The sequence below is a fragment of the Haematobacter genomosp. 1 genome (assembly GCF_002196855.1).
Classification (GTDB): Bacteria; Pseudomonadota; Alphaproteobacteria; order Rhodobacterales; family Rhodobacteraceae; genus Haematobacter.
Genome location: NZ_NIPW01000015.1, coordinates 40,940 through 67,273 on the forward strand (window position 1 = coordinate 40,940; position 26,334 = coordinate 67,273).

The window sequence follows — 26,334 nt, forward strand, 5'->3', positions numbered from 1 at the left end:
TCGGCAGGCCTCCCCGCCTGCCAGATGACACTACCCGATCCTGAATTTCGATCAATCGACCGATTGAAACATGCGTCAGGCTGCACGCGACCGGGACGCGGCTGCAACCGCGCGCGCGATAACAACATCCTCGGGGGAAAAGCGCTCGCCACAGGACCGAGCGAAACCTGCGCATTCCGCGGCAAAGCGTTCTGGACCGACGGTAGAGATGAGCGACAGCGCCCCGCCCGTCCATGCGGGATAGCCGATGCCAAGGACCGAGCCGATATCGGCAGTGACCTCATCATCGATGACGCCCTCGGCCAGACAGCGCGCGCTCTCCAGCGCCTGGATATACAGAAGCCGCTTGCCCACCTCCTCGGCGGTCGGCTGCCGGGCGGCTTGCGGGAACAGCTCCGCCAGCCCCGGCCAGAGCTGCTTGCCCCCCTCCGCGGCATAGTCGTAAAAGCCGGCGCCAGCCTTTCGGCCAAGGCGGCCAAGCGCGTTCAGCCGCGCAACCACCGGCGCCGCATGGTCCCGCAGGAACCGCCTGTCCAGACCATCCGCCTTTGCCTGACCGATCACGCGGGCCTGCAGGTCGAGTGAGACCTCGTCCGTCACGGCGAGCGGCGGAACGGGAAACCCCGCCATGCGTGCGGCATTCTCGATCAGCGCCGGAGAGACGCCCTCCGCCAGCATGGCCATCGCCTCGTCGATATAGGTGCAAAAGACGCGGCTGGTGTAGAAACCGGGGCTGTCATGGACGATGATCGGCGTCTTCTTCAGCTTCGCCACGAAGGCCAGCGCATCCGCGATCGTCTCCTCTGCGGTCTCGGCCCCGACAATCACCTCCACCAGCGGCATTCGTGCCACGGGCGAGAAGAAGTGGAGGCCGATGAACCGCGCCGGATCCGCGATGGCCCTGGCCAGACCGGTGATCGCCAGTGTGGAGGTGTTGGACGCAATGAACCCGCTAGGCGCCAGCATCGGTTGCGCCTTTCCCAGAATGTCCCGCTTCACGGCGCCATCCTCAAAGACCGCCTCCACGATCAGCTGGGCGCCGGAGAGAGCCGCCACGTCATCGGCGGGCGTGATACGGGCGGTGAGGGCCCCCGCCGACGTCAGGCTGCCCTGCGCGCGGGGCCGCCCGTTCTCCGCGCTGGCAACGGCACGGGTGGTGGCGGACGGATCCGTATCGTACAGCACCACATCAATCCCCGCTCCGGCAGCCACTTGCGCGATGCCGCTGCCCATCATCCCCGCCCCCAGCACGCCGATCCGCTGCACCGCGAGCGGCTGGCGTGCCGGATCGCCGAAGCTCCGCTTGCGCGCGGCGCTCGTGCGCAGGAAGCTGCGCATCAGGTTGCCCGATACCTTGTCCGCCAGCAGCGTGCCGAAATACTTGGCCTCTATCCGCATGCCGGTCTCGAACGGCACCTGCGTTCCTTCATAGACCGCCGACAGGATCGCATGCGGCGCAGGATAGCACCGCCGCGTGGCCTTCAGGCGCGACGTGCCGGCCATGAAGCTTTGTGCCGCATGGGGCGCAAGCGGGCCGGTTCCGCCGGGCAGGCGGTATCCTTTCGTATCCCACGGCGCGATGGCGGAGGGGCGGCTGAGCAACCAGCCCCGAGCCGCTTCCATGAGCGCCGCCGGGTCAGCCGCGACCTCATCCACCAGACCTGCCCGCAATGCCTCCGCAACGGACAGGATCCGGCCGTCGAGAAGCAGCGGCAGGGCCGCCTCGACGCCGATCATCCGCGGCAGGCGCTGTGTTCCGCCGCCGCCCGGCAGCAGGCCGAGCGTGACTTCCGGCAGCCCGATCCGCACCGCAGGCGTGTCGAGCGCCATGCGCAGGTGGCAGGCCAGCGCGACTTCGTAACCGCCGCCAAGCGCCAGCCCGTTTATCGCCGCCACGACGGGTTTGCCACAAGTCTCCAACCGGCGCAGGACCGCCGCCGCATCCATAGCCCAGCGGGCAGCTTCCGGCGCCGCGATGCCGCTGTCATGGAGGGCGAGCATCTCCTTCAGATCCGCCCCGGCCAGAAAGCCGGAGGTCTTGCCCGACGTCAGGACCGCGCCGATCGCCGCCGGATCGGTGGCGATTCTGTCCACCGCCCGAGTCAGATCGGCCAGAAACGCGGGTGTCAGGACGTTCAACGGCCGGTCCGGCACGTCGATCGTCAGTGTCACGATGCCGCTCGCGTCGGTTGTGTATTCAATCGTCGTCATGGCAATCCCCGGTTTCAGACGCGTTCGATGATCATGGCGATCGCCATGCCCGCCGCCGCACAGAGCGTGATGAGCGCGGTGTTGAGATCCCGCCGCTCAAGCTCGTCCAGCACCGTGCCGAGGAGCATCGCCCCCGTGGCGCCGAGCGGATGACCCATGGCGATGGAGCCGCCCGCCACATTCACCCGGTCATGTGGGACATCCATCTCCCGCATGTAGCGGAGCACGACGCTGGCGAAGGCTTCGTTCACCTCGAACAGGTCGATGTCGTCCACCGTCATACCTGCCCGCGCCAGCACCTTGCGCGACACGGGCGCAGGCCCGGTCAGCATGATCGCGGGTTCGCTGCCGATATTGCCCGCAGCCCGAATGCGGGCGCGGGGCTTCAGGCCCGCCGCCGCGCCGAAGGCCGCGTTGCCCACCAGAACAGCCGCCGCGCCATCGACGATCCCGCTGGAATTGCCGCCCGTATGCAGATGCGCGATCCGTTCCACCTGCGGATATCGCTGCAGCATGACCGCATCGAGCCCGTCCCGCCGCCCGCTCTCTGCAAAGGCCGGTTTCAGCCGCGCCAGATCGGCCGCTGTCGTGCCGGGGCGCATATGTTCATCGCGCGAGAGCACTGCCTCTCCCAGAATGTCCCGCACCGGCACGACCGAGCGGTCAAACCATCCCCCCTGCCAGGCCCGCGCGGCGCGGGCCTGGCTCTCGGCCGCATAGCCGTCCAGATCGTCCCGGCTGTAGCCGTCCATCGTGGCGATCAGATCCGCCCCGATGCCCTGCGGGATATACCAGGTGTCCCAGTTGGTGCGCGGGTCGCTGTAGCAAGCCCCGCCGTCGGAGAAGATCGGCACCCGGCTCATCGACTCCGTGCCGCTGGCCAGAATGGCATCCGCCTCCCCGGATTTCACTCGCGCGCCCGCGATGCTCACCGCCTCCAGACCGCTCGCGCAGAAGCGGTTGAGTTGAAGCCCCGTCACTGTCTCGGCATAGCCCGCCTGCAGCGCTGCGACGCGCGCCATGTTGCAGCCCTGCTCCCCCACCGGCGACACGATGCCCATGACGACATCCTCCACAAGCGCCGTGTCGAGCGCGTTGCGGTCGCGCACGGCCTCCAGCACCTGTGTGGCAAGCTGGATCGGCGTGATCTCGTGCAGCGCGCCATCCGGCCGCCCCTTGCCGCGCGGGGTCCTGACATGATCGTAGATCAGGGCTTCAGACATATCGATCTCCCATGCCGATCCTCAGGTAAATCCTCAGGCCGCCGCGCCGGAGGCGGGCGGGGTGCGGCGATACTCGTCGCGGAGTTCACGCTTCAGCACCTTGCCGAGCGCGTTGCGCGGCAAGGTTTCCCTCAGGTCGATGCGGCACAGGCGCTGATGCTTGGCAAGCCGCGCGTTCGCCCAGTCGAGCAGCACCTCAGCCGAGACCCGAGCGCCGTCGCGCAGCACGACGACCGCCAGCGGCGTCTCTCCCCATTTCTCGTGCTCGATCCCCACCACCGTGACGTCGAGCACCTCGGGATGCGTACCCACTACGGCCTCCAGATCGGTCGGATAGATGTTGAGACCGCCGGAGATGATCATGTCCTTCTTGCGGTCGAGAATGTAGAGAAACCCCTCCGCATCCAGACGCCCGACATCGCCCGAGCGGATGAAGGTGCGCCCCGCCGCGTCCCGCCAGATCGCGGCCTGCGTTTCCGTGGCCTTGCCATGGTATTCCCGCAGCAGGCCAGGCCCGCGGCCGACGATTTCGCCGGGTTCATCCGGCCCGCACTGTCGGCCCTCTCCATCGACGATGGCCAGTTCCTGCCCCATCAGCGGCGTGCCGACGGAGAGCGGCTTGCGGAGCTGATCCTCTGGCCGGAGCAGGGTGGAGGAGCCTTCCGTGAAGCCGTAAAGCTCAAAGAAGCGCGCGCCGATCAGGCCGATCAGATGCGCCTTCACGTCCGGGCGAAGCGGTGATCCCGCCGACAGCATCATCTTCAGCGCAGAGAGATCGCGGGCGGCAAAGCCATCGCCCGCGAGGATCACGTGGATCTGGCTCGGCACAGTGAAGGTGTGGGTGATGCGTTCTGCCTCCAGCGTATGCAGGAAGCCTTCCGCCCGGAACTGCCGGTGGATATGCAGCGTGCCCCCCGCAAACAGGGTCGGCATCACAACAAGCCACGTCCCCGCGGTATAAAGCGCCGTGGTGACCAATGACCGCGCCAAGCCATCGAACCGCATCTCGAAACCGTTCGACAGGCAGAAGTAGACGCGCGCGGCATGGGTATGGACGACCCCCTTGGGCAAGCCGGTCGTGCCGGAGCTGTACATGATGCTGAACACGTCATCGCCGTGCAGCGTGACCTCCGGCTCCGCACTCTCCGCCTGCGCGCAGAAATCGCCAAGCCCGATCCAGCCGCCGCCGTCGAAATCCGTGCCGATCCGTCCGTCCTTGTGCAGCGCGGGCAGACGGTCTGCGATGGCATCGACCAACGGACGCAGATCGGCGGAGGCGATCACGAAAGAGGCCGCGCAATCCGACAGCAGCGTAAGAACCTGATCCGATGTCAGCATGCCCGACACCGGAACCATCACCGCCCCGGACTTTACCGTGCCGAACATCGCGACGCAGGCGTCGATGGAGGAGGAGACCAGCACCGCGACCCGATCACCCTTCCCGACCCCTGCCCCGATCAGCGCATTTGCCAGCCGGTTCATCGCAGAGTTGAATTCCCGCCAGCTCAGCACCTGGCCGTCACAGACCAGGGCGGGCTTGTCGGGATCACGCCGCGCGTGGCTGGCCCAGATCTCCGGCAATGTGACATCGACCACATCGAAACGATGCATGCCTCTCCTCCCCCCGGCCGTGGAAACGGCCATGCTCCAAGGCAGCCGCCTCCTCGCGACTCTCCCCTGCCAATTATTCTACCAATCACTTGCTTGAAATAAAGAAAAATCTTATGCTGCACGTAATACATTGTCTTTATTGGGTATTACATCATCGCGGCCGGAGCATGCGCACCAGATGGCTTCCGATCTCCTCGGGGCTCATCACCCCCGGTCGATACCAGCTTTGCGACCAGTTCAGCGCCCCGAGGAATTGCAGGCGGAACACCTGCGGATCGATGTCAGGCGGCAGATCGAGCGCCCGGACAGCATCCGCGATGATACTCTCATAGGCATCCCGGCGTGACACCAGTGCCGCACGGTATTCATCCATTCCCTCGGGAAAACGCGGCACGACCATGATCATCAGCCCGCTGTTTTCGAGCAGCGCCCGACAATGCGCCGCGGCGATCCGCTCCAGGCGGTCCCAGGGCGAGACCGCTTCCATTGCCGCCGCGGCCCGCGCCCCCTCCGTCAAGACTGCCATTCCGGCATTGAAAACCTCGACGAACAAGGCTTCCTTTGAGCTGAAATAGTAGTAGAGCGACCCTGACAGGATACCGGTCGCCGCCGCGATATCCCGCATGGACGTCCGGTCGTAGCCCTTTTCGGCAAACAGGGCTGCGGAGGCGGCGACGATCTGTTCACGCCGGTCGAAGCCCGGAGCAGCGGCCTCCATATCCTGGCGGCTCGGCCGTCCGACCCGGCGCCTGACAGGTTTTGCCATGATCCGCATCCTTCCGAACGTGGCAGGAGACACATCCCGCACCAAAATCAATCGCTTGATTTATAAATGCGCAGGCCCCTCCCCTGCAACGGGAAAGCGCCCGATCCTCAACTGGCTGCCAAACGGCCGCGTTCACGCTAACAGGCTGCTGAAAAGTCGTGGGTCTGGCCAGACTTGCGTTGAAAACCAGAAAATCGGTCCGGTCACGCGCAAAAACCTGCGGTTTCCGGGGTGAACTTCAACCATACAAGGAAGGTCTCCGCCCCGGAGCAACCTCTGAATACTTCAGCACCCTGCTAAAGCCGGAAATCGGTCCGGTCAGGGATCAAGGCTTGCGGTTTCCGGGGCGATATCCAGCAATGTGGGGGGAGTTCGGTCTCGCGACCACCCCGGAATGCGTTTTCACCAGCCTGCTATTCCTGTGCGAGCAATGCGCGCAACTCCGTCTTCAGGATCTTGCCGTAGTTGTTCTTGGGCAACCCGTCGAGAACCCGGTAAGCCTTGGGTCGCTTGAAGCGGGCAATATGTGCGAGGCAATGGCGGTCGAGTTGCGCAGGATCGATTTCCGCCCCTTGCGTCGGCGTGACGAAGGCCACCACATCCTCGCCCCATTCGGGATCGGGTCGCCCGACCACGGCGACTTCATGGACGGAGGGATGCAGAAGCAGCGCTTCCTCCACCTCCCGTGGATAGATGTTGGTGCCGCCGGAGATGATCACGTCCTTCGAGCGGTCCTGAAGCGTCAGGAAGCCGTCCTCGTCCATCATTCCCATGTCGCCCGTCCAGAGCCAGCCGTCACGCAGGGTCTCCGCGCTGGCTTCCGGCTTTTGCCAGTAACCCGCCATGACCGCCGCGCCGGAGGCAATTATTTCACCTGTCACCCCGCTTGGCACGTCATGTCCCGCTTCATCGACGACACGGACCTGCATCGGCGCCTGCGCGAACCCGACGGAGGCCAGCCGCTCGCGCCAGCGGGGGTGGCTGCGGTCCGCAACCATTTCGCGCGGCAGAACGGTGATTGTCATCGGGCTTTCGCCCTGACCGTAGATTTGCACGAAGCGCGGCCCCAGCATCTCTACGGCTTCAAGAATGTCGGCGAGATACATCGGACCGCCGCCGTAGATGATCGTGCGGAGCCCTTCGCCGCTCCGCCCCGCCGCCTTCGCCCGGTCGATGAGCCGCCGTATCATGGTGGGCGCAGCGAACATGGAGACGTTGCCGACCTGTTCCGCCAGATCGAGCACCTCTTCCGCCTCAAAGCCGCCGCTTTCGGGCACGATATGCCTTGCGCCCTTCATGACATGGGGAAAGTTGTAGAACCCTGCGCCATGCGACATGGGCGCGGCATAGAGGATCGCGTCGTCGGAGGAGACGGTATCCACGTCGGCCAGATAGCCGAAGCACATCGCCTCCACATTCGCAGCCGTCAGGATCACGCCCTTGGGCTTGCCCGTGGTGCCGGACGTGTAGAAGAGCCAGATCATGTCACCGGCAGCCATCGGCTCCGGCGCGGTCAGCGGCGCGCTGGCCAGCAGTCGCGCATGTTCGGCGCTGCCCACGGCAATCACCCGGCAGCCCGAGGGCGCGACCAGCTCGGCGCCCACATCGGCGGAGACGAATGCGACCGTTGCGCCCGCATCCTCCATGATCCACGCCGCCTCGCGCGGGTGGAGCTTGGCGTTGATGGGCACGATCGGCGCCCCGGCAAAAAGCGCGCCATAGACCAGCTCCAGATAGTCTGTCCTGTTGGTCATGAAAAGCGCGACGCGATCCCCCGGAGCTACTCCCGACGCCCGCAATCCCGCCCCGATTGCCCCCGCCCTTCGGGCAAAACCGGCATAATCGGCAACGATTTTCGCGCCGTGGCACAGGGCTGGCGCCGCGGGCGACACTCTCGCGCTGCGCAGCAACCACTCCGCAGGGTTCATGACGCTGCTCCATGTGGTAGATGCTCAGATCGGCGTTTCGGCATGATGGTTCCTCCCTTGCACGACTCTAGCGGCAGCGCATGCCGCTGACTACCTGAACTCTCTTCGGAGGTCTCTCCGCCCCTGTGCATATGGCGGCTGGCAGGCGTGAGGGTGTTGCGCCATGCGCTGGACCGGCCGCCAGACGATCGGCCATGCCGCGTGCCAAACGCGTGGGATGACGTCGCAGACCGGCGTCCAGCTTCGGCTTTCCAAACCGACAGGCGATGGCGATGCCGCCCATCGGTTCCCAGCCGCGCTGGCGCAGCTGGTGATGGCGCTTCCACCGCAGGTCGAAAGGCGACTTCCCCATGATGCGTCATCACAGGCAGAGCGGACGGGTGCATGCGCCACCTCCCGTAACAGGTCGCCGTTTCTGCCATCGGCGATCAGCACTGCTCTTCGTGCCGACAGCCGGGCGGAGACACCGTGGCCGCATTCCCTGCCCGGGCTTCGAGGTGCGGTTGATTGCCGCCGCCTTGCGCGGTATTCCCTTTGTCGACAGGCGGAGGAGCACGATGACCCAGAAGAACACCGCCGCGCCGCCCGACCGCAAGCGTGGCTCGGGCGTGAAGCTGGTCTATGACCTGCTCCGCAATCAGATCCTCGATCTCGACCTTCCGCCCGGCAGCATCATAGACGAGATACAGCTCGCAGAACGCTTCGGCATGTCCCGCACACCGATCCGCGAGGCGCTGGTCCGGCTGGCGGCGGAGGGGCTGATAGACACCTTGCCGAACCGCTCCACCATGGTGTCGAATATCGACTTTCCCAACCTGCACACGTTCTTCGACGCGCTGACACTGATGTACCGGGTGACGACGCGTCTCGCCGCCCAATTCCATCAGCCCGGTGATCTGCACCGCATCCGTGCGGCGCAGCAGCACTTCGCCATGGCGGTGGCAGCGGGCGATGAGGGCGCGATGATCGCAACGAACCGCGACTTTCACGTGGCCATCGCAGAGGCGGGGCGCAATCCCTATTACCTCGCGCTGTTCTCAAGGCTGCTGGATGAGGGGCGGCGCATCCTGAGGATGTATTACTACCCCGGTTTTCAGCCCGAAAACCCCCACCCCTACATCCTTGAGCACGAGGCCCTTATCGCTGCCGTCGAAGCGCAGGACATCGACCTTTGCGACAAGCTCGCCCGGCGTCACGCCGATGAGATCGTGGCGCGCATACAAGCGATGATCGCCCGCGACATGCGGCAGGACATCGCTCTCTGACGCCCTACGCCGTTGTCTCTGTACACCGCCTTTGTCGGGGTGGGGAGGCTTTGACGCTGGCAATGCCGGAGTGGGATGCCGCAATCACGAACAGGCTGCTGGAAAAAGCATTCCGCGGTTGCTCTGGGGCGGAGCTCTTTCCCACATTGTTGAGGAGTGCCCCGGAAACCGCACGTTCTGGCGCGTGACCGGACAGATTTTCTGGCTTTCAACGCAAGCACCGGGGAGATGCCCCACTGTTGTTCCAGCAGCCTGCCAAGGGCGGCCTGCGGTGCGTTTCATCCGCCGCGACAGCGTAGCACCCCGGGCCTCGCGGGTCGTCGCTCTCCCGCACGTGGCAGGGCCTTCGGCCTGGACCACGCGCCTCTTCGCCAGCGCCTTGGCAGCCTGCTGAAAACGGCTTTCCAGGTCGGTGCGGGAGCGGAAATCCTTTGCGATCTGACGGCATCCAGCCGGACGTTTACCCGATTATTCCGGGGCCAGATGTCCCGATGTCCAGAGCCTGGGCATCAGCCTTCAGAACTTTTCAGCAGCCTGTGAGGCCCATGTGCCGAAGCGGAGCCGTCGCACACCCATGGCGTGATGCGGCTCGGGCCGTCGCCGGAAGGGGCGAGCGCTGCCAGCCTGGGCACCAGAATCCGGCCCCGCTGCGCCCCGGGCAACCGGCAGTGCAGCGGCCTGCCGGTTGCCCTGTGCTGTTCAGGAGGCAGGGCTGTTCAGGATGCGGGGGTCGCGCCCTTCGGCAGCTCGATGTTGATCTCAAGGCTCGACATCTGCTCGCCGCGTTCCATCCTGACCTCGACATCCTTGTCGCCGATGGCCACGTATTTGCGGATCGCGGCCACGATGTCGCGCTGAAGCATCGGCAGGTAATCGGGGTCGGCGCTGCTGCCGCTGCCACGTTCATGCGCCAGAAGGATTTTCAGGCGTTCCTTCGCCGTCTGAGCCGACGGGGCGGGTCGGGTTTTCCGAACAAAACCAAAAATGTTCATGACGCCCGCCCGAAGATCCGCTTGAAGAGTCCGGGCCGGGGCTCCTGCGCGATACGCATTTCGAGCTTGTTGCCCGTCAGGCGCGTCACGGCATCCTCATAGGCCTGCGCGGCGGCGGAGGGTCCGTCCAGAACGACGGGCGTGCCGACGTTGGAGGCCTTCAGGATCGCCTTGCTTTCCGGGATGACCCCCAGCAGCGGCACGGCCAGGATCTCCAGCACATCCTCCACCGTCATCATCTCGCCGATATCGACACGCGCCTGATCGTAGCGTGTCAGCAGAACCTGCGCCTTGATCGGCTCGGATCCTTCCGTCTCCGCGCGTTTGGTCTGGCTGCTCAGCAGTCCGAGAATGCGGTCGCTGTCGCGCACCGAGGATACTTCCGGGTTGGTGACGACCACGGCCTCATCGGCGAAATACATCGCCATCTGCGCACCGCGCTCGATCCCGGCGGGGCTGTCGCAGACGATGTAGTCGAACTCCGCCTTCAGCTCCTTCAGGATTTCTTCGACGCCCTCCTGCGTCAGCGCATCCTTGTCGCGGGTCTGCGAGGTCGGCAGGATCGACAGATTGTCGAGCCGCTTGTCCTTGATCAGTGCCTGCTTGAGCTTCGCGTCACCCTGAATGACGTTGATGAAGTCGAACACCACCCGGCGCTCGCAGCCCATGATCATGTCCAGGTTGCGCAGGCCCACGTCAAAGTCGATCACGACCGTCCTGAAGCCCTGCTTTGCCAGACCGGCCGAGATCGCCGCGGCCGATGTCGTCTTGCCGACGCCGCCTTTCCCGGATGTGATCACGATAACCCGCCCCAGAGGCGGCTTGTCCTTCAGTTCCGTCGTCACCCGACCACCTCCATGCAGAGTTTTTCTTGCTTCAGATAGATATGCGCGCAGCGCTGACGTGCCGTGTCCTCAAGACCCTCGTTGGTCTGGTAAAGGCCCGCGATCGCGACGAGTTCGGCATCCAGCGTCTGGCAGAAGATATGGGCATCCGTATTGCCGTGGCAGCCCGCCATCGCCCGGCCCCGGAGAGCGCCATAGACATGGATGTTCCCGGCGGCGACCAGTTCCGCGCCCGAGGCGACCGATCCGATGACCGTCAGATCTCCGTGCTCGGCCACGATGAGCTGCCCCGAACGGATGGGCGAGCGGATCACCTTGTTCACGACGGGGGGCGGGGCGTCCACCCTTTGCGGGTCTGCCGCCTGTGCGGGCGTGGCATCCCGCGGCAACGGCACTTCCTTGCCCGAATTCAGCACGATCAGGCCAAGGGATTGCAGCACTGCCGGATCCATCCCCGGGGCATTCTGCACCCCGAACACTCGCAGCTCGCGCGCGCGAAGGTTCTCGACCAGGTCGCGGAGCGCCGTGAGATCGGCAAAGGCGGGGGCGTTGACGAAGTCGAGCACAACCGGCGCCCCCAGAAAGAACTGGGGCGTCTGCTGCAACTGTTCGTCGAGTTGCGCATAGAACGGGCCGTCCGCGCGATCGGTGCCGATGCGAAGCGCGAGCGCCGTCAGGAAGCGGCCACGCACCTGAAACGCGGCACCCTCCGCCGGCGCGGGATCATGCCTTGTCCGCACGTTTTGATCTGACACCTCGAAACTGCTCCTGCTCTTTGTGGCAGCTGACGACCGGGGTCGCTCCGCTCTTATTGAAGATCCATTGTCATGAACCGGCGCCCTCATGGAAAGGTGCCGTTCGCGTGTTCAGCAGGAACCCGCTGACTTGTAAAGGACGACCCGCCGTTTGGGTGAAATTTCCGGTCTGCGGTCGCGGGGAGCAGAGCGGAAACGCCGTTTTCAACGGGGAAACGCGACAGAATGCCCGGCCGAACGCCTCTTGGTCTGCGGCGGAGAGCGGCGCCCATGACGGGTTGCCGGATCGGCCCGCTCCGCCGAAGGCCGTCTCCTTCGTTGCCCGACGACTCAAGGGGGAGAGGGTTCGACCCTTCCGGGTTTCCGCTGCAGGTTTTCCGGGTAGGCCACCCGCCCCGCTGTCAGCGGCCCGCGCCACCCTTCAACCCGAAGCGATGCATCTGCCGATGGATCGTGGAGCGGTTCACCCCCAGCCGCCGCGCCGCCTCCGAGATGTTGCCCCCCGAGTCCTCCAGCGCGCGGAGAAGCTGCGCCGCCTCCCCCTCTGCATGTTGCGGCACATGGGCGGCCGCACGCGGGACATCCGAAGGGAGCACCGCCCGCCCGGTAGCGGTGACGGCCAGCGCGCGGGCAAGATACCCGAGTTCCCGGAGGTTCCCCGGCCAGTCGTAGCGGGACAATGCCTCCACCACTTCCACGGACAGGGGCGTCGGGGTCGCGAAGGCTTCCGCGAAGGCGCGTTCGGCCAGCCAGAGAAGATCCTGCCGATGGCGGAGCGCCGGAAGGCGGATGAGCGCGCCGTTCAGCCGATGGAACAGATCCGCCCGGAAGCGCCCCTCCGCCGCCGCCTGACCAAGATCGCACTGGCTTGTCGCGATGATCCGCAAAGGCAGGGGCGCAGCCCGCACCCCACCGACCGGCAAGGCTCCCTCCTCCGCCGCAAGGCGGAGAAACCGGCGCTGCAATCCGGGCGGCAGCTCCTCCACCTTGTCGAGCACCAGGGTTCCGCCACCGGCCTCCGCGATCATTCCGCCGCCCCGCTCCCCTGCCCGGCCAAAGAGCAGCGCGCCGTCCTCTTCGGCCAGTCCGGCACAGGGCAGCACGACCAGCGGGCCCTTGCCCGCGAGCGCATGTATCGCCCGCGCGAGCGTCAGCTTCCCCGTGCCGGTCTCCCCCTCGATCAGCAGCGGCAGGGGTGAGGCCGCGAGCGCCGCGGCGCGGCCGAGCGTCAGCTCCATCACCGGATCCGCCCCCGCAAGCCCCCGGAGGCCCTGCGGCAGCCGCTCCGGCCGCGGCGGGGCACGGAGCGGGGCGGGCCGCGGCTCTATGGCATGGGCGAACAGGCGATGACCGTCCCGCGTCTCCACGAACCGCTCCGCCGCCTGACGCTGCCGGGTCAACCCCTCCAGCCGGTCCAGCGAGATGTCGAGAAAATCCGAGATCGGCCGCCCGATCAGCGCCTCCGGACCCCGCCAGTCCAGCCCCGCCGCCCGCGCCATCAGCCGTGCCGCCCCGTTGGTCATGCCGATCACCCGGCCGGCTGTATCGAGCGAGACCGCCGCCTCCGGGTCCACATCCAGGAAATCCGCGCCGGCGGACAGGCGCAGCACCCATTCGCGCCTGCTTTCCGCCATGAGGTTCGCCATCTCGATCCGCCGCGCCGATTGCCGGACGAGGTTCAGCGCCAGCGACTGGCTGGCCCGCGGCAGGGGAGAGGAGAGGAGCGAGATGTCCAGCACCGCCGCCAGCCGCCCGCCGGTATCGTAGATCGGCGCCGCCGTGCAGGACAGCCCGGTATGCGCGAGGTCGAAATGATCGCTCTGATGGATGATGAGCGCCTCTCCCGTCTCGATACAGGCGCCGAGCGCGCAGGTGCCCGCCCGCTCCTCGGACCATTCCGCCCCCAGATAGAGCCCGCTCCGGCGCAGCGCCGCCTTCTGCGCGGGATCGCCCAGATATTCCACGGTCACGCCTGCACTGTCGGCCAGCATGAGCACGTAGTTCTGCCCCGCCACGAGCGAGTAGAGATGCTCGATACCGCTCCGCGCGATCGCGATGAGATCCTCCGAGCGCTGCCTGTGCAGGCGGAGCGCGCTGTCGGGCAGGATATAGGCCTCCGACCGTGCCGCAGGATCCAGCCGGTGCTGGTTCAGACAGCGCAGCCAGCTCTGCACGACCACTGGCGCGCGTTGCCCGGCCCTGCCACGGGAGACCTCCTCGATCTCGCGGATGTGGTGGAGATCCTCCATCCCCTCCTCCTCCCCATGCCGGCCCCTCCTCCGACGGAACAAGGTTAGCGGAAGCGCGGCGCTTGGGAAGCCTGTTGCAGGGCGATGCAACACCTGTTGCAGGGCGCGGCAACGCACGTTCGTTTAACCTGTTGAAAACATGTGATGTCGTATTTGTGTTTCCGGTTTCTCGTCCCCCGCCCCAGTCTTGTCCCACCGCCACAACGCACCCTCACGGGGCGATTCGGCGAAGGGCTGGCCGGGGAGGGTCGGCCATCATGGCGAAGCAGAGGGAGGACACCATGCTCGACACGACAAGACATGCCGCATTCGATGCGCTCATCCGCGATCTGGAACGCGCGCTTGTCGCGCAGGACGCGGATGCGGTGGCGGATCTGTTTCTGGAGACGGGCTTCTGGCGCGATCTGGCCGCTTTCACCTGGAACATCCGCACCTGCGAGGGGCGGGAGGAGATCCGCGCCATGGCGGCGGAGCAGCTTGCCGCGATCAAGCCTGAATCCCTGCATCTCGACCCGGCGGAGGAGGTCGGCGAGAACGGCGATGTCACGGAGGGCTGGCTGCGGTTCGAAACGGCAACGGGCCGCGGCGTGGGCTATCTGCGCATGAAGGACGGCCGGATATGGACGCTTCTGACGACGCTCCACGAACTGAAGGGCCATGAGGAACCCCGCGGCCTCCGCCGCCCGATGGGTGCCGAGCATGGGCATGACCCGGACCGCAAGAGCTGGAAGGAAAAGCGGGAGGCGGAAACCGCCCGTCTGGGCTATGAGGAGCAGCCCTACGTGCTCATCATCGGCGGCGGACAGGGCGGCATCGCGCTCGGGGCGCGGCTGCGGCAGTTGAACGTGCCGACGATCATCGTGGACCGTCACGCCCGCCCCGGAGATCAGTGGCGGAGCCGTTACAAGTCGCTCTGCCTGCATGACCCGGTCTGGTATGACCACCTGCCCTACATCCCCTTTCCCGACAACTGGCCGGTCTTCGCGCCCAAGGACAAGGTCGGCGACTGGCTGGAGATGTACACCAAGGTCATGGAGCTGAACTACTGGTCCAGCACCACGGCCAAATCGGCGCAATGGGACGAAGCGCGGAAGGAATGGACCGTCACTGTTGAGCGCGACGGCGAGGAAATCGTGCTTCACCCCAAGCAGCTCGTGCTGGCGACCGGCATGTCTGGCAAGGCGAATGTCCCGAAAATCCCCGGTCAGGACGTATTCAAGGGAGAGCAGCAGCATTCCAGCCGCCACCCCGGCCCCGATGCCTATCGCGGCAAGCGGGTGGTGGTGATCGGCGCCAACAACTCCGCCCATGACATCTCCGCCGCGCTCTGGGAAAATGGCGCGGATGTGACGATGGTGCAGCGTTCCTCCACCCATATCGTCAGGTCCGACAGCCTGATGGAGGTCTGTCTTGGCGGGCTCTATTCCGAGCAGGCGGTGGCAAACGGCATCACGCATGACAAGGCGGACATGATCTTTGCCTCCATCCCCTATCGGATCATGCACAGCTTCCACGTGCCCCAGTATGACGAGATCAAGAAACGCGACGCCGATTTCTACGCAGCGCTGGAGAAGGCGGGCTTCATGCTCGATTTCGGCGATGACGAGAGCGGGCTGTTCATGAAATACCTCCGCCGCGGGTCGGGCTATTACATCGATGTGGGGGCCTGCGATCTCATCATCGATGGGTCGATCAAGCTGCAATCCGGCAAGGGGATCAGCCATCTGAGCGAAGATGCGGTCGTTCTGGACGACGGGACGGAACTGCCCGCCGATCTGGTGGTCTATGCGACGGGATACGGGTCCATGAACGGCTGGGCGGCGGATCTCATCAGTCAGGAAGTGGCGGACAAGGTCGGCAAATGCTGGGGTCTGGGTTCCGAAACCACCAAGGATCCTGGCCCGTGGGAGGGGGAGCAGCGCAACATGTGGAAGCCCACCCAGCAGGAAGGGCTGTGGTTCCACGGCGGCAACCTGCACCAGTCGCGGCATTATTCCCGCTATCTCGCCCTGCAGCTGAAGGCACGGGCAGAGGGGATCGACACGCCCGTCTGGGGCATGAACGCACCGCATCACCTGCAGTGACCGCCCTCGACCCGTGACGCGAAACGCGCGGCGCCTCCCTCGGGTGGCGCCGCAATACCCGTTCCCCTTCCGTTCACGAACCGTTAACCTGCGCGCGAAGCCGGGAGTCGCGCATGGGATATCTGGACAAACTGAACGACCGGCAGCGGCAGGCGGTGGAGCATGGGGCGGGGCCGCTCCTCGTCATCGCCGGGGCAGGATCGGGCAAGACAAATACGCTCGCGCATCGCGTGGCACATCTGCTTGTGCAGGGCGCCGATCCGCGCCGTATCCTGCTGATGACCTTTTCGCGTCGCGCGGCGGCGGAGCTGACCCGGCGGGTCGAGCGGATCGCGGCTTCCGCTCTCCCCGCGGGGTATGCCGCGGATGCCCTGACCTGGGCGGGAACCTTTCACGGGATCGGCGCGCGGCTTCTGCGCGACTATGCATCGCAGATCGGCCTGGCACCGGATTTCACCATCCATGACAGGGAGGATTCGGCCGATCTGATGAACCTCTCCCGCCATGGGGTCGGCCTGTCGCGCACCGAGGCGCGCTTTCCCGGCAAGGGCACCTGCCTTGCCATATACTCCCGCACCGTCAACTCGGGCGAGGGGCTTGCGGATGTCCTGAAACGCCATTTCCCATGGTGTGCGATGTGGGAGGCGGACCTGAAGCGGCTTTTCGCAGCCTATGTCGCGGCGAAGCAGGCGCAGAACGTGCTGGATTACGACGACCTCCTTCTGGCCTGGGCGGAGGTGATGGAGGAACCGGACTTTGCCGCCCATATCGGCGCGATGTGGGATCACGTGCTGATCGACGAATATCAGGACACCAATCGCCTGCAATCGCGCATCCTCCAGGGGCTGAAACCCGATGGGGCGGGGTTGACGGTGGTGGGCGACGATGCCCAATCGATCTATGCGTTCCGTGCGGCGACCGTGCGCAACATCCTCGACTTCCCCGCCGCCTTCACGCCGCCCGCCGCCGTGGTGACGCTGGAGCGGAACTACAGATCGACGCAGCCCATTCTCACCGCCGCGAATGCCGTGATCGCAGAGGCGCGGGAGCGGTTCAGCAAAACCCTCTGGAGCGACCGTGCCTCCGCCGAGAAGCCCCGGCTCGTCACCGTGGCGAACGAGATGGATCAGGCGCGGCATGTCGTTGATCAGCTTCTCGCCAACCGGGAAGACGGGATGCGCCTCCGGGATCAGGCGGTGCTGTTCCGCACCTCCAGCCATTCCGGCCAACTGGAGGTGGAGCTGACCCGGCGCAACGTGCCCTTCGTGAAATTCGGCGGCCTGAAGTTTCTTGACTCGGCACATGTGAAGGACCTGCTCGCCGTGCTCCGGTTCGGGCAGAACCCGAGGGACAGGGTGGCGGGCTTTCGGGCGTTGCAGCTTCTGCCCGGCCTCGGGCCCGGAACGGCGGGCAGGGTGCTCGATGCGATGGCCACAGCGCCGCGGCCGCTGCAGGCGCTGTCCGATTTCCCGGTTCCGGCCCGCGTGACCGGCTGGGCTGAACTGGTTCAGACCCTGCGCCCCCTTGGCTGGCCGGAGGCGTTGAGCCGGGCGCGGCTGTGGTATGAGCCGCACCTGGACCGGCTGCACGAGGATGCTGAATTCCGCCGCGCCGATCTTCTTCAGCTGGAGCAGATCGCCATGGCCTATCCCTCGCAGGAGCGGTTCCTGACCGATCTCACCCTCGACCCGCCGGATGCCACCAGCGGGCCTTCCGGCGTGGCGCTCAAGGACGAGGATTACGTGATCCTCTCCACCATCCACTCCGCCAAGGGGCAGGAGTGGCGCTCCGTCTTTGTCTTGAACGCGGTCGATGGCTGCATCCCCTCCGACCTCGGGGTTGGCGATACGGCTGAACTGGAGGAGGAGCGCCGCCTGCTCTACGTCGCAATGACGCGCGCGAAGGACCGGCTGACGCTGGGCATTCCGCTCAAGTTCCATGTCACGCAGCAAAGCCGCAACGGGGACCGTCACCTTTATGCCGCCCGCACCCGTTTCATCACGCGGGACATGCTGGAGCATTTCGACGTGACCTACTGGTCTCCCCCCATCGCCGCAGAGGCCGCGCCGCCGCCCAAGATCGACATTGCCCGCAAGATGCGCGGCATGTGGCAGTAGCCCCACCGGAAGCTGCTGCCCTGCCCGGCGGTGCTGCCCGATGACGCGGCTTGCCCCTCTCCGGTCCGACGCTAAGTCCTCCGGGCGCGGGGCTGCCGTGCGGGAATGGTGGAGATGGTCATGACCAACGCGAAATCCGGCCCGCAGCGGCCCCTGTCCGCCCCGGTGGTTGAGGCGGATGTCGGGAAAAGCTACTGGCACAAGGGGCCGCAGGATACCCTGCCGCCCCCGGATTTCGCTGGCCCCTACATGCGCAACCGCCCATTGCCCGTCACGCCGGTCGAAGGACGGAAGGCGTGGATCATCGGCGGCGGCATCGCGGGCATGGCGGCGGCCTTTTACATGATCCGCGACGGGCGCATGAAGGGTGAGGACATCACCATCATCGACACGATGCAGATCGAAGGTGGCTCCCTCGACGGCTCGGGCAATGCGGAGGAAGGCTACCTGATCCGCGGCGGCCGGGAGATGAACTGGACCTATGACAATTTCTGGGACATGTTCCAGGACATTCCCGCGCTGGAATTGCCGGAGCCATACAGCGTTCTGGATGAATACCGGCTGATAAACGACAACGATCCGAACTGGTCCAAGGCCCGTCTCTTGCACAACCGCGGCCAGATCCGCGATTTCTCCACGCTTGGCCTGACACGGGCGCATCAATGGGAACTCCTTCGCCTGCTGCTGAAACGCAAGGAGGAGCTCGACGACATCACCATCGAACAGTATTTCAGCGAGAGCTTCCTTCAGACCAACTTCTGGTTCTTCTGGCGCTCCATGTTCGCCTTCCAGAACTGGCAGAGCCTTCTCGAAGTGAAGCTCTACATGCACCGGTTCCTCGATGCGATCGACGGGCTGGCCGACATGTCGGCCCTGATCTTCCCGAAGTACAATCAGCACGATACGTTCGTGGTGCCGCTTTCCCGTCACCTGCGCGGACTGGGTGTGCAGATCCGCTTTGGCGTCAGCGTGCAGGATCTGGATATGGAGGAGGAGGACGGGCAGCGTCGGGTGACCGCGCTTCGCTGCACCGTGGAGGGTGGGGAGCAGGTCATTCCCGTCGGGCCGAAAGACGTGGTCTTTGCGCTTACCGGCTCCATGACCGATGCCACCGCCTATGGCGATGACGCGACCGCCCCGGAGCTCGAGGCGCGGCCCGGCCTGCCGCCGAAGGGGAGCGACTGGGATCTGTGGCTCAACCTCGCGCGGAAGTCACCGGTCTTCGGCAAGCCGGAAAAGTTCTGCGGCAACATCCCCGGGTCCATGTGGGAATCCGCCACGCTCACCTGCCGGCCCTCGCCGCTCACGGAAAAGCTCAAGCAACTGTCCGTCAACGATCCCTACTCCGGCAAAACGGTGACGGGCGGTGTCATCACCTTCACCGACTCCAATTGGGTGCTGAGCTTCACCTGCAACCGCCAGCCGCATTTTCCCGATCAGCCGAAGGATGTCCTCGTGCTCTGGGTCTATGCCCTGCTGATGGACAAGGACGGCAATCACATCAAGAAGCCGATGCCGCAATGCACCGGACGAGAAGTGCTCGCGGAGCTATGCTACCATCTTGGCATCGATGACTATATCGACGCGATTGCTGCGGCGACCAAGGTGCGCCTGTCGCTCATGCCCTATATCACCGCGCAGTTCATGCCCCGCGCAGCCGGCGACAGGCCACGCGTTGTGCCGGAGGGATGCACCAATCTCGCCCTGATGGGGCAGTTCGTGGAAACCTCGAACGACATCATCTTCACCATGGAAAGTTCGGTCCGCACCGCGCGTATCGGGGTTTATACGCTGCTCGGCCTGCCCAAGATGGTCACCGATATCGACCCGAGCCAATATGACATCCGCAATCTGCTGAAAGCCGCGCGGGCCATCAACAACAACGACCCCTTTCCGGGGGAGCGGCTGCTGCACCGCCTGCTCGACCGGACCTACTACGCCCACATCCTTCCCCCGCTGCCGGATAGGGAAAGCGCTCGGGAGCGGGTGGAGAGCGAGCTGGCGAGCATTCTGGGCAAGGGAAGTGTCGCTGCCGGTCGGCTGGCGACGCTTGCCGAGCAACTGCGCGAGCGCCTCTCCCGCCCGAAGGGTTAGATTTCCCCCTGCGGGAACGCAGGTGTCACGTCCCCCCTCGGGCTTCCGCTTGTCCTTGCAGAGGGACGTCACGGCAGAGCGCTAACTTTGCGAGGTGTGCCGTTCGGTTGGTCTGTCGTCCCGGTAGCGCTTCCGCTTCGGTCGCAACGAGCGACGGCTTTCATCCTTCCGGCCGGGAACTTGAGGGGCTGACAGGTACACGGGTTAACGCCGAAAGGCCGTCACTGTGGATCATCGTGGCTGCACGACCGTCCCCGGCTTCCAATGCCGACACACCATGCCAGTAGGGACAAGGCGCGCGCCGCTTCCGTCTGCGAATCCGCGACTTGATGTCCGGTGGATGCTCTCCATGGACAGACCCCAAACGCCGGAAGGGAGGATGACGGCGTGCCGTCAAATTCCGATACCCGGGAACATCGCCAGCCGCGAAGGGTTTCTTCCTCGACACAGGGAGATGACGAGATGAAGCACACGACGCGAAAAGGCGCACCTTGCGAACCGCTACGGGAGCGTCAGGCCGATGCCGGCCAGTCGCAACACCGCGAGCCGATTGATGGAACCGAACAGGCAGATGGCAACAAGCAGGGCTTGTGTGACTGATGGGGTTGGAGAGGACATGCGTGCTAGCTTGATAGCTAACAAGCCCAGAAAAGTTCTGATGTCCATGTCATTCTGTGACATCGGTTAATTTGTCCCGGAGGCCTCCCAAGCGTTTGGATTGCCTTGTTAATTTCATCAGGTTGCGCAGGCCTAAAATCTTTCTGCAGCAGCGTTCTAACGGGCCGCTGCAAAAGGTTTTTTGGCCTGTGTTGGAGCGAAAATCGTTCGCCATCTGACGAAATCCAGCCGGAAATATATTTCCGGGGTTTTCCGGGCGATTTTCCGATTTCTGACACATAAGCATGACACTTCAGGACTTTCTCAGCAGGCTTCTAACGCGCTGTTGTCCTGAGAGCTTCCTTGAGATCGAAACCAACCTCCTCCAGTTCCTCGCGAGGAGTGCCTATGAGCTTTCGTGCGGCAAGGTGCTGGACGGGGGCATTCACGGTCTCAACGGCGGCAAGCTGCCCTGCCCGGAACAGCAGCATGACCGGTTGATCGGCAGACTGCGGCAGGGACAGAACCTCATCCGCCCCGGCGCCCAGTCCCGCAATCTGAAGCTTGTGCTTGCCCTGATCGCTCCAGAACCACGGCACGGCGGCGTAGTCCCCTGTGGCACCCTTGACGAGGCGGCGGGCGATGTGGCGCGCGTGGTCCACGGCTGCCTGTACGGATTCGAGCCTTACCCGTGCGCCGTCGGTCAGCGGAAAGGCTGCGCAATCCCCGAGCGCCGAGATCGCGGGATCGGCGCTCACCAGCCGCCCATCCACGACCACGCCGTTCTGCACCGCAAGCCCTGCCTCCTCCGCCAGTTCCACGTTCGGGCGCACGCCCGTCGCGGCAAGGATCAGGTCGCCCGCGATGGTGCGTCCATCGGTCAGCCGGACGCCCTGCCCCGTTTCCACCGCCGCCACGCCGACGCCCAGCAGAACCTCCGTTCCCATTGCCCGGTGAGCCGCCAGAAACCAGTCGGACAGCGCGGGAGACAGTGCGCGCGCCATCAGCCGGGGCGCCGCTTCCAGCACGGTCACGTCAACCCCGGCCGCCCGCGCCATCGCGGCGAACTCAAGGCCGATGAACCCGCCGCCGATGACGATCGCATGTCGTGTCCGTGCAAGCCGCCCGCGCAGCAGCGCCGCATCGGCGAGCGTGCGCAGCTCCACCGTATCCGGCCCGTCCAGACCCTCCACCGGCGGGCGGAACGGGCGCGCACCCGTCGCCAGAACCAGATGGTCATAGGGATGCGCCGCGCCATCCGCCGTATGAACGGTCCGGGCATCCCGGTCGATCCTGCTCGCCCGGGTGCGGTCGATCAGCGTGAGAGCTGAGCGCGCGTAAAATCCGGCGGGCTTCAGCAGCAGCCGCTCCGCATCCCCGTCGGCCATGTAGGCCTTGGAAAGCGGCGGGCGTTGATAGGGCAGGCCCGGCTCCTCACCGATCAGCGTGACGGACCCCGCAAACCCCTCCTGCCGCAGGCTCGCGGCAAGCTGAAAGCCGCCCTGCCCCGTGCCGATCACCACCACCCGCGCGTCGGGAGGGAGCGGCGCCGTCATATCTGCGCCTCCGGCAGATGGATGACGAGCCCGTCCAGCTCCTCCCGCATCCTGATCTGGCAGGAAAGGCGGCTCGTCGGTTTCACTTCGGAGGCGGCGCAGTCGAGCAGGTCATCCTCCCCCTCCCCCCGGCCGCCGGTGGCATCGGCCCAGGCATCGTCAACGTAGCAATGGCAGGTCGCGCACATCATGGATCCGCCGCATTCGCCTATGATGCCATCCACGTCATTGGCGACGGCGGCCTGCATGACGCTGTCGCCGGGGCGGGCCTCGACCAGTGTTTCGGTGCCGTCGGCGGCGATATAGGTGATCTTCATGGGGTTGCTCCTCGGAAGCGTCCGGCACGGGGCCGGGGTCAGTTCAGAATGACGGGAAGGTTGATCGGGCCGCGGAAGCCGAAGCCCCGCCATTGCACGACCTCCGGGTCCGGCAGCGTGATGCCGGGGAAGCGCTCGAACAGCATTTCCAGCATCACCGCGCCCACCGTCCGGCGCGAGATATGCACGCCCCCGCAGTGATGCGGGCCGGAGCCGAAGGCCTGATGCGGGTTCTTTGCGCGGAAGACATCGAAGCGCTCGGGGTGATCGTAGAGATCCTCGTCATGGTTGGCGGAAGCCTGGATGGTCATCACCGTGTCGCCCTTCGGGATCAGGCAACCGCGGATTTCCACATCCTCCATCACCAGCCGGGAGGAGGCCTGGATCGGGGCGACCCAGCGCACGCCCTCCTCGAAGGCCTGCCCCCATTTGCCGGTGCGGCGGACCTCCTCCAACTGCCCGGGCTCGGTCAGCAGGCCATAGACGATGGTGGAGAGCGCATCGCGGGGCTCATTGATGCCGCCGCCGATGGCGATCTTGATATTGGCATAGATCTGCGCCATCGGGATCGGGTTTTCCGCGTTCACCATGACGGACAATGCCGAGCGGTCCGGCGTGGCGCGCACCCGCTCGACGCAACGGTCGAAGAGCGCATTCATCTCCAGATTGGCCCGGTCGGAGACGGCGAAGGGTTCGGGCCGCCAGCCGAAGTTCCCGGCCCCGTCGATCAGCGCCTGACTCCAGAAGATCATCTCCTCGTCCGTCGCTTCCGGGATGCCGAGGATATGGGCAAGGATCCGGGCGGCCAGCGGGCCCGAAATCAGCTTGTGGAAATCCACGATCTCGCCCTTCGGCAGCCGGTCGAGGTATTGGGCCGCGAACTGACGGTAGAGCGGCTGCCAGACCTCCTGAATGGTCTTGGGCATGAGGGCAGAGGCCATCGCCATCCGCTCCGCCAGATGCTCCGGCCCGTCCTTTCGCATCAGGGTGTGGGCCTGAAACGCCGGTTTCATCGGCGTGTTGGGATCGTTGGAGGAGAAGATCTCCGGCGTGTCCTTGACGTATTTCGTATCCGTGGCCTTGGTCAGAAAGGTCCGTCCCGCCGCCTTCACCCGTATCACCGGGGCCTCCCGGCGCAGGCGGTGGTAGATCGGATAGGGGTCGAGGTGAAGCTGATCGAGGGTGATCGTCTCGTCCAGCGGGGCGAGCGTGGCGTCAACTTGCATGGACGGCTCCTTGTTTGGCGATGACGCCGAGATGGGTTTCGAGCGCGGTCGCATCCGCGAGCAGGGCGGCGCTGCGCCCTTCGTGCACGATCCGGCCCCGGTCGAGGATCACGGCGCGATCGGTGACGCCGAGGATCTTGCGGGCGTGCTGCTCCACGATGATCGTGGCCATTCCCTCCTCCCGGATGATCCGGCGGATGGAGGCCAGCAGGTGCTCCACGATGATCGGGGCCAGACCTTCGGTGGGTTCGTCCAGCAGCAGGACGCGCGGGTTCAGCATCAGCGCGCGGCCCACGGCGAGCATCTGCTGCTCTCCGCCCGAAAGCTGGTTGCCCATGTTGGCCCGCCGTTCCGCCAGCCGGGGGAACATCTCATAGACCCGCTCCAGCGTCCATTTTCCGGGGCGCGCGGTGGCAGTCAGGTTCTCCTCCACCGTCAGGGACCGGAAGATGTTGCGCTCCTGCGGCACCCAGCCGATCCCGGCGGCGGCGCGGGCCTCCGGTGCGGCGCGGGTGAGGTCGGTTCCCCCCAGCATCACGGTGCCGCCGAACCGGCGGGTCACGCCGATGATGCTGTCGAGAAGCGTGGTCTTGCCCACGCCGTTGCGGCCCAGCACGGCCAGCGCCTCGCCTTCGTTGAGCACGAGCGACAGATTGCGGATCACCACCGCGTCGCCATAGCCGGTCGTCAGATCGCCGAGTTTCAGCAGATCATTCATGATCGCCTCCCAGATAGACGTCGCGGACGCGGGGATCGCCCATCACCTCCTCCGGCGTGCCGTCAGCGAACAGCGCGCCGTTCACCAGCACTGAAATCCGGTCGGCAAAGGAGAATACGAGGTCCATGTCATGCTCGATCAGCAGGATGGACACGTCCTTCGGCAGCGCCGCCAGCGTGTCGAGCAACTCCTGCCGCTCCGCCTCCGGCACGCCCGCGGCGGGCTCGTCCAGCAAGAGGACGCGCGGGTTCCCGGCAAGGGCTACCGCGATCTCCAGCAGGCGCTGCTTGCCGTAGGGAAGGTTGCGGGTCTGGTGGTCCATGACTTCCGTCAGGCGGAACCGCTCGCAGAGTTCCACGATCTCGGCCACGATATCCTTGCGGGAGCCAAGGCTCCGCCAGAAGTCGCCGCCGCCGCCCATCCGCTCCGAGACGGCGAGACCGATGGATTCAACAGGTGTCATCGCGGCAAAGAGCTGGTTGATCTGGAACGTCCGGCCAAGGCCCCGGCGCGCCCGCTGCTGTTGCGACAGGCGCGTGACATCGGCGCCCTCCAGCAGGACCTGCCCCTCATTCGCGGGCAGAACGCCGGTCAGCAGGTTGATGAAGGTGGTCTTGCCCGCGCCGTTCGGACCGATCAGGGCGTGGCGCGCCCCATGGGCGAGCGTGAAGGTCACATTGTCGGTCGCCGTCAGCCCGCCGAAGCGCTTCTGAAGGCCGATGGTCTGCAATGCCGCGCTCATTTGCCCCCCCGGATCCGGGTCCAGAGTGCGCGCGGCGCGGCATTGATCCGCTCCCGCCCGATCAGGACGATGACGACGAGGATGAGGCCGATCCAGAACATCCAGTATTGCGGGGTGAGGTTGGACAGCACGTCCTGCAACAGCTTGAACACCACCGCGCCGATCAGACCGCCGTAAAGGTATCCGACCCCGCCCAGCACCAGCACCAAGAGCACATCCGCCGAGCGGTGGAAGGCCAGCACGTCGAGGGAGACAAACATCGTGGTTTGCGTGAGCAACCCGCCCGCGATACCCGCGATGAAGGCGGAGAAGGTATAGATCGCCACCAGCCGCTTGCCGACGGGAATGCCGATGGTGGCAGAGCGCAGCGTGTTGTCGCGGATCGCCCGGAGCGACAGGCCATAGGGCGATGTGACCACCCGCCGCGCAACGAGGAACAGAACGAAGGTGACGATCAGACAATAGGCATAGGCCGTCGTGCCCATCAGATCGAACTCGAAACGGCCCAGAAGCGGGTCGATCCACACGCCCTGCAGCCCGTCGGCACCGCCGGTGAGCCAGGCGGCCTTGTTCGCGGCCTCCAGCAGCAGCATCGCGATGCCGAGGGTGACCATCAGCCGCGTGAGATCGGAGGCACGCAGAAGCAGGAGGGGCGCAGTCGCCAGCCCGAGCAGCGCCGCCGCCACTCCGGCGAGAAGCAGCCCTGTCAGCGGTTCGCCCGTCAGATGCACCGAGACCAGACCGGCCACATAGGCGCCAAGCCCGAAGAAGGCGCCATGCCCGAGCGACACGATACCGGCATAGCCCAGGATCAGGTCGAGGGAGACCGCGAAGAGCCCGAGGATCGCGATTTCGGTAAGCAGGAGATGCTTGTCGGGCAGCAGGAAGAAGCTGGCGGCCGCCAGCGCCCAGAAGATGATCTCGGCGGGCTTCCAGCGGCCCGCCCGGCCAAGGTTCGCGAGTGCACGGGACTCCAGCGCGGCGGAGCCGTGGGCCGGGCCGCGCGCCGTGGCGGCAAGGGTGAGGTCGGTGGCCATG

20 protein-coding genes are annotated in these 26,334 nt (G+C 65.6%); 5 read left to right on the forward strand and 15 right to left on the reverse strand.

The window, feature by feature from the left end; all coding sequences use genetic code 11:
* Positions 1–75: 75 nt before the first annotated feature.
* From CDV49_RS10145 to CDV49_RS10165, 5 genes are all read right to left on the reverse strand, one after another.
* Positions 76–2,211: a 3-hydroxyacyl-CoA dehydrogenase NAD-binding domain-containing protein gene (locus CDV49_RS10145; RefSeq protein WP_088215424.1), complete on the reverse strand. Its 2,136-nt coding sequence runs from the start codon at positions 2,209–2,211 to the stop codon at positions 76–78.
* Positions 2,212–2,225: 14 nt separating this feature from the next.
* Entirely contained in the window at positions 2,226–3,434 is a 1,209-nt protein-coding gene (locus CDV49_RS10150) for an acetyl-CoA C-acetyltransferase (protein ID WP_088215425.1), read from the reverse strand.
* A gap of 33 nt (positions 3,435–3,467) precedes the next feature.
* Positions 3,468–5,045, reverse strand: coding sequence for a class I adenylate-forming enzyme family protein (locus CDV49_RS10155; RefSeq protein WP_179209166.1), 1,578 nt, complete (start codon positions 5,043–5,045; stop codon positions 3,468–3,470).
* A 151-nt stretch (positions 5,046–5,196) separates the two neighbouring features.
* On the reverse strand, positions 5,197–5,811 hold the full coding sequence (locus CDV49_RS10160; protein WP_179209167.1) for a TetR/AcrR family transcriptional regulator: 615 nt from the start codon (positions 5,809–5,811) through the stop codon (positions 5,197–5,199).
* Between the two features lie 413 nt (positions 5,812–6,224).
* Positions 6,225–7,739 (reverse strand): class I adenylate-forming enzyme family protein, encoded by a 1,515-nt coding sequence (locus tag CDV49_RS10165; RefSeq protein ID WP_088215428.1) that lies wholly within the window; start codon positions 7,737–7,739, stop codon positions 6,225–6,227.
* A 557-nt stretch (positions 7,740–8,296) separates the two neighbouring features.
* Between CDV49_RS10165 and CDV49_RS10170 the strand changes: the two genes are divergently transcribed.
* A complete protein-coding gene (locus tag CDV49_RS10170; RefSeq protein ID WP_088215429.1) occupies positions 8,297–9,004 on the forward strand; it encodes a GntR family transcriptional regulator in 708 nt (235 codons plus the stop codon).
* A gap of 716 nt (positions 9,005–9,720) precedes the next feature.
* Here the strand turns inward: CDV49_RS10170 and minE are convergent.
* From minE to CDV49_RS10190, 4 genes are all read right to left on the reverse strand, one after another.
* Positions 9,721–9,996 carry a cell division topological specificity factor MinE gene (gene minE / locus CDV49_RS10175; RefSeq protein ID WP_179209168.1) on the reverse strand — a complete coding sequence of 92 codons (276 nt, stop codon included), beginning with the start codon at positions 9,994–9,996 and terminating at the stop codon, positions 9,721–9,723.
* Positions 9,993–10,841, reverse strand: a complete 849-nt coding sequence (gene minD, locus CDV49_RS10180; protein WP_088215430.1) for a septum site-determining protein MinD — start codon at positions 10,839–10,841, stop codon at positions 9,993–9,995. Before minD ends, minE begins: the two co-directional genes overlap by 4 nt.
* On the reverse strand, positions 10,838–11,596 hold the full coding sequence (gene minC, locus CDV49_RS10185) for a septum site-determining protein MinC (protein WP_256947306.1): 759 nt from the start codon (positions 11,594–11,596) through the stop codon (positions 10,838–10,840). Before minC ends, minD begins: the two co-directional genes overlap by 4 nt.
* Positions 11,597–11,997: 401 nt before the next feature.
* Positions 11,998–13,845 carry a sigma-54-dependent Fis family transcriptional regulator gene (locus tag CDV49_RS10190; RefSeq protein ID WP_088215432.1) on the reverse strand — a complete coding sequence of 616 codons (1,848 nt, stop codon included), beginning with the start codon at positions 13,843–13,845 and terminating at the stop codon, positions 11,998–12,000.
* Between the two features lie 281 nt (positions 13,846–14,126).
* Here CDV49_RS10190 and CDV49_RS10195 point away from each other — a divergent pair, with 281 nt between their 5' ends.
* The 4 genes from CDV49_RS10195 (at position 14,127) to CDV49_RS20485 (ending at position 20,740) form a co-directional block, all read left to right on the forward strand.
* Positions 14,127–15,929, forward strand: coding sequence for an NAD(P)/FAD-dependent oxidoreductase (locus CDV49_RS10195; protein WP_088215514.1), 1,803 nt, complete (start codon positions 14,127–14,129; stop codon positions 15,927–15,929).
* 113 nt (positions 15,930–16,042) lie between these two features.
* On the forward strand, positions 16,043–18,046 hold the full coding sequence (locus CDV49_RS10200; RefSeq protein ID WP_088215433.1) for an ATP-dependent helicase: 2,004 nt from the start codon (positions 16,043–16,045) through the stop codon (positions 18,044–18,046).
* A 120-nt stretch (positions 18,047–18,166) separates the two neighbouring features.
* The gene (locus CDV49_RS10205; RefSeq protein ID WP_088215434.1) at positions 18,167–20,140 is read left to right on the forward strand and encodes an oleate hydratase; all 1,974 of its coding nucleotides are present in this window, start codon (positions 18,167–18,169) and stop codon (positions 20,138–20,140) included.
* Between the two features lie 462 nt (positions 20,141–20,602).
* Complete coding sequence (locus CDV49_RS20485) at positions 20,603–20,740, forward strand: hypothetical protein (RefSeq protein ID WP_179209169.1); 138 nt, start codon at positions 20,603–20,605, stop codon at positions 20,738–20,740.
* A 332-nt stretch (positions 20,741–21,072) separates the two neighbouring features.
* Here CDV49_RS20485 and CDV49_RS10215 read toward each other — a convergent pair whose 3' ends face one another.
* The 6 genes from CDV49_RS10215 to CDV49_RS10240 are packed head-to-tail and all read right to left on the reverse strand — an operon-like array spanning position 21,073 to position 26,333.
* Positions 21,073–22,293 carry an NAD(P)/FAD-dependent oxidoreductase gene (locus tag CDV49_RS10215; RefSeq protein ID WP_088215436.1) on the reverse strand — a complete coding sequence of 407 codons (1,221 nt, stop codon included), beginning with the start codon at positions 22,291–22,293 and terminating at the stop codon, positions 21,073–21,075.
* Entirely contained in the window at positions 22,290–22,610 is a 321-nt protein-coding gene (locus tag CDV49_RS10220; RefSeq protein WP_088215437.1) for a 2Fe-2S iron-sulfur cluster-binding protein, read from the reverse strand. Before CDV49_RS10220 ends, CDV49_RS10215 begins: the two co-directional genes overlap by 4 nt.
* Before the next feature lie 38 nt (positions 22,611–22,648).
* Positions 22,649–23,836: a cytochrome P450 gene (locus CDV49_RS10225; RefSeq protein WP_088215438.1), complete on the reverse strand. Its 1,188-nt coding sequence runs from the start codon at positions 23,834–23,836 to the stop codon at positions 22,649–22,651.
* Positions 23,826–24,554 (reverse strand): ABC transporter ATP-binding protein, encoded by a 729-nt coding sequence (locus CDV49_RS10230; RefSeq protein WP_088215439.1) that lies wholly within the window; start codon positions 24,552–24,554, stop codon positions 23,826–23,828. Before CDV49_RS10230 ends, CDV49_RS10225 begins: the two co-directional genes overlap by 11 nt.
* Positions 24,547–25,296 (reverse strand): ABC transporter ATP-binding protein, encoded by a 750-nt coding sequence (locus CDV49_RS10235; RefSeq protein ID WP_088215440.1) that lies wholly within the window; start codon positions 25,294–25,296, stop codon positions 24,547–24,549. Before CDV49_RS10235 ends, CDV49_RS10230 begins: the two co-directional genes overlap by 8 nt.
* Positions 25,293–26,333 carry a branched-chain amino acid ABC transporter permease gene (locus CDV49_RS10240; protein WP_088215441.1) on the reverse strand — a complete coding sequence of 347 codons (1,041 nt, stop codon included), beginning with the start codon at positions 26,331–26,333 and terminating at the stop codon, positions 25,293–25,295. Before CDV49_RS10240 ends, CDV49_RS10235 begins: the two co-directional genes overlap by 4 nt.
* Position 26,334: the final 1 nt, after the last annotated feature.

Bases quoted from the DNA above. Each gene is read 5' to 3' on its own strand.
- CDV49_RS10145 (WP_088215424.1), bottom strand. From the start codon at position 2,211: ATGACGACGATTGAATACACAACCGACGCGAGCGGCATCGTGACACTG.
- CDV49_RS10150 (WP_088215425.1), bottom strand. From the start codon at position 3,434: ATGTCTGAAGCCCTGATCTACGATCATGTCAGGACCCCGCGCGGCAAG.
- CDV49_RS10155 (WP_179209166.1), bottom strand. From the start codon at position 5,045: ATGCATCGTTTCGATGTGGTCGATGTCACATTGCCGGAGATCTGGGCC.
- CDV49_RS10160 (WP_179209167.1), bottom strand. From the start codon at position 5,811: ATGGCAAAACCTGTCAGGCGCCGGGTCGGACGGCCGAGCCGCCAGGAT.
- CDV49_RS10165 (WP_088215428.1), bottom strand. From the start codon at position 7,739: ATGAACCCTGCGGAGTGGTTGCTGCGCAGCGCGAGAGTGTCGCCCGCG.
- CDV49_RS10170 (WP_088215429.1), top strand. From the start codon at position 8,297: ATGACCCAGAAGAACACCGCCGCGCCGCCCGACCGCAAGCGTGGCTCG.
- minE (WP_179209168.1), bottom strand. From the start codon at position 9,996: ATGAACATTTTTGGTTTTGTTCGGAAAACCCGACCCGCCCCGTCGGCT.
- CDV49_RS10190 (WP_088215432.1), bottom strand. From the start codon at position 13,845: ATGGAGGATCTCCACCACATCCGCGAGATCGAGGAGGTCTCCCGTGGC.
- CDV49_RS10195 (WP_088215514.1), top strand. From the start codon at position 14,127: ATGCTCGACACGACAAGACATGCCGCATTCGATGCGCTCATCCGCGAT.
- CDV49_RS10200 (WP_088215433.1), top strand. From the start codon at position 16,043: ATGGGATATCTGGACAAACTGAACGACCGGCAGCGGCAGGCGGTGGAG.
- CDV49_RS10205 (WP_088215434.1), top strand. From the start codon at position 18,167: ATGACCAACGCGAAATCCGGCCCGCAGCGGCCCCTGTCCGCCCCGGTG.
- CDV49_RS20485 (WP_179209169.1), top strand. From the start codon at position 20,603: ATGAAGCACACGACGCGAAAAGGCGCACCTTGCGAACCGCTACGGGAG.
- CDV49_RS10215 (WP_088215436.1), bottom strand. From the start codon at position 22,293: ATGACGGCGCCGCTCCCTCCCGACGCGCGGGTGGTGGTGATCGGCACG.
- CDV49_RS10220 (WP_088215437.1), bottom strand. From the start codon at position 22,610: ATGAAGATCACCTATATCGCCGCCGACGGCACCGAAACACTGGTCGAG.
- CDV49_RS10225 (WP_088215438.1), bottom strand. From the start codon at position 23,836: ATGCAAGTTGACGCCACGCTCGCCCCGCTGGACGAGACGATCACCCTC.
- CDV49_RS10230 (WP_088215439.1), bottom strand. From the start codon at position 24,554: ATGAATGATCTGCTGAAACTCGGCGATCTGACGACCGGCTATGGCGAC.
- CDV49_RS10235 (WP_088215440.1), bottom strand. From the start codon at position 25,296: ATGAGCGCGGCATTGCAGACCATCGGCCTTCAGAAGCGCTTCGGCGGG.
- CDV49_RS10240 (WP_088215441.1), bottom strand. From the start codon at position 26,333: ATGGCCACCGACCTCACCCTTGCCGCCACGGCGCGCGGCCCGGCCCAC.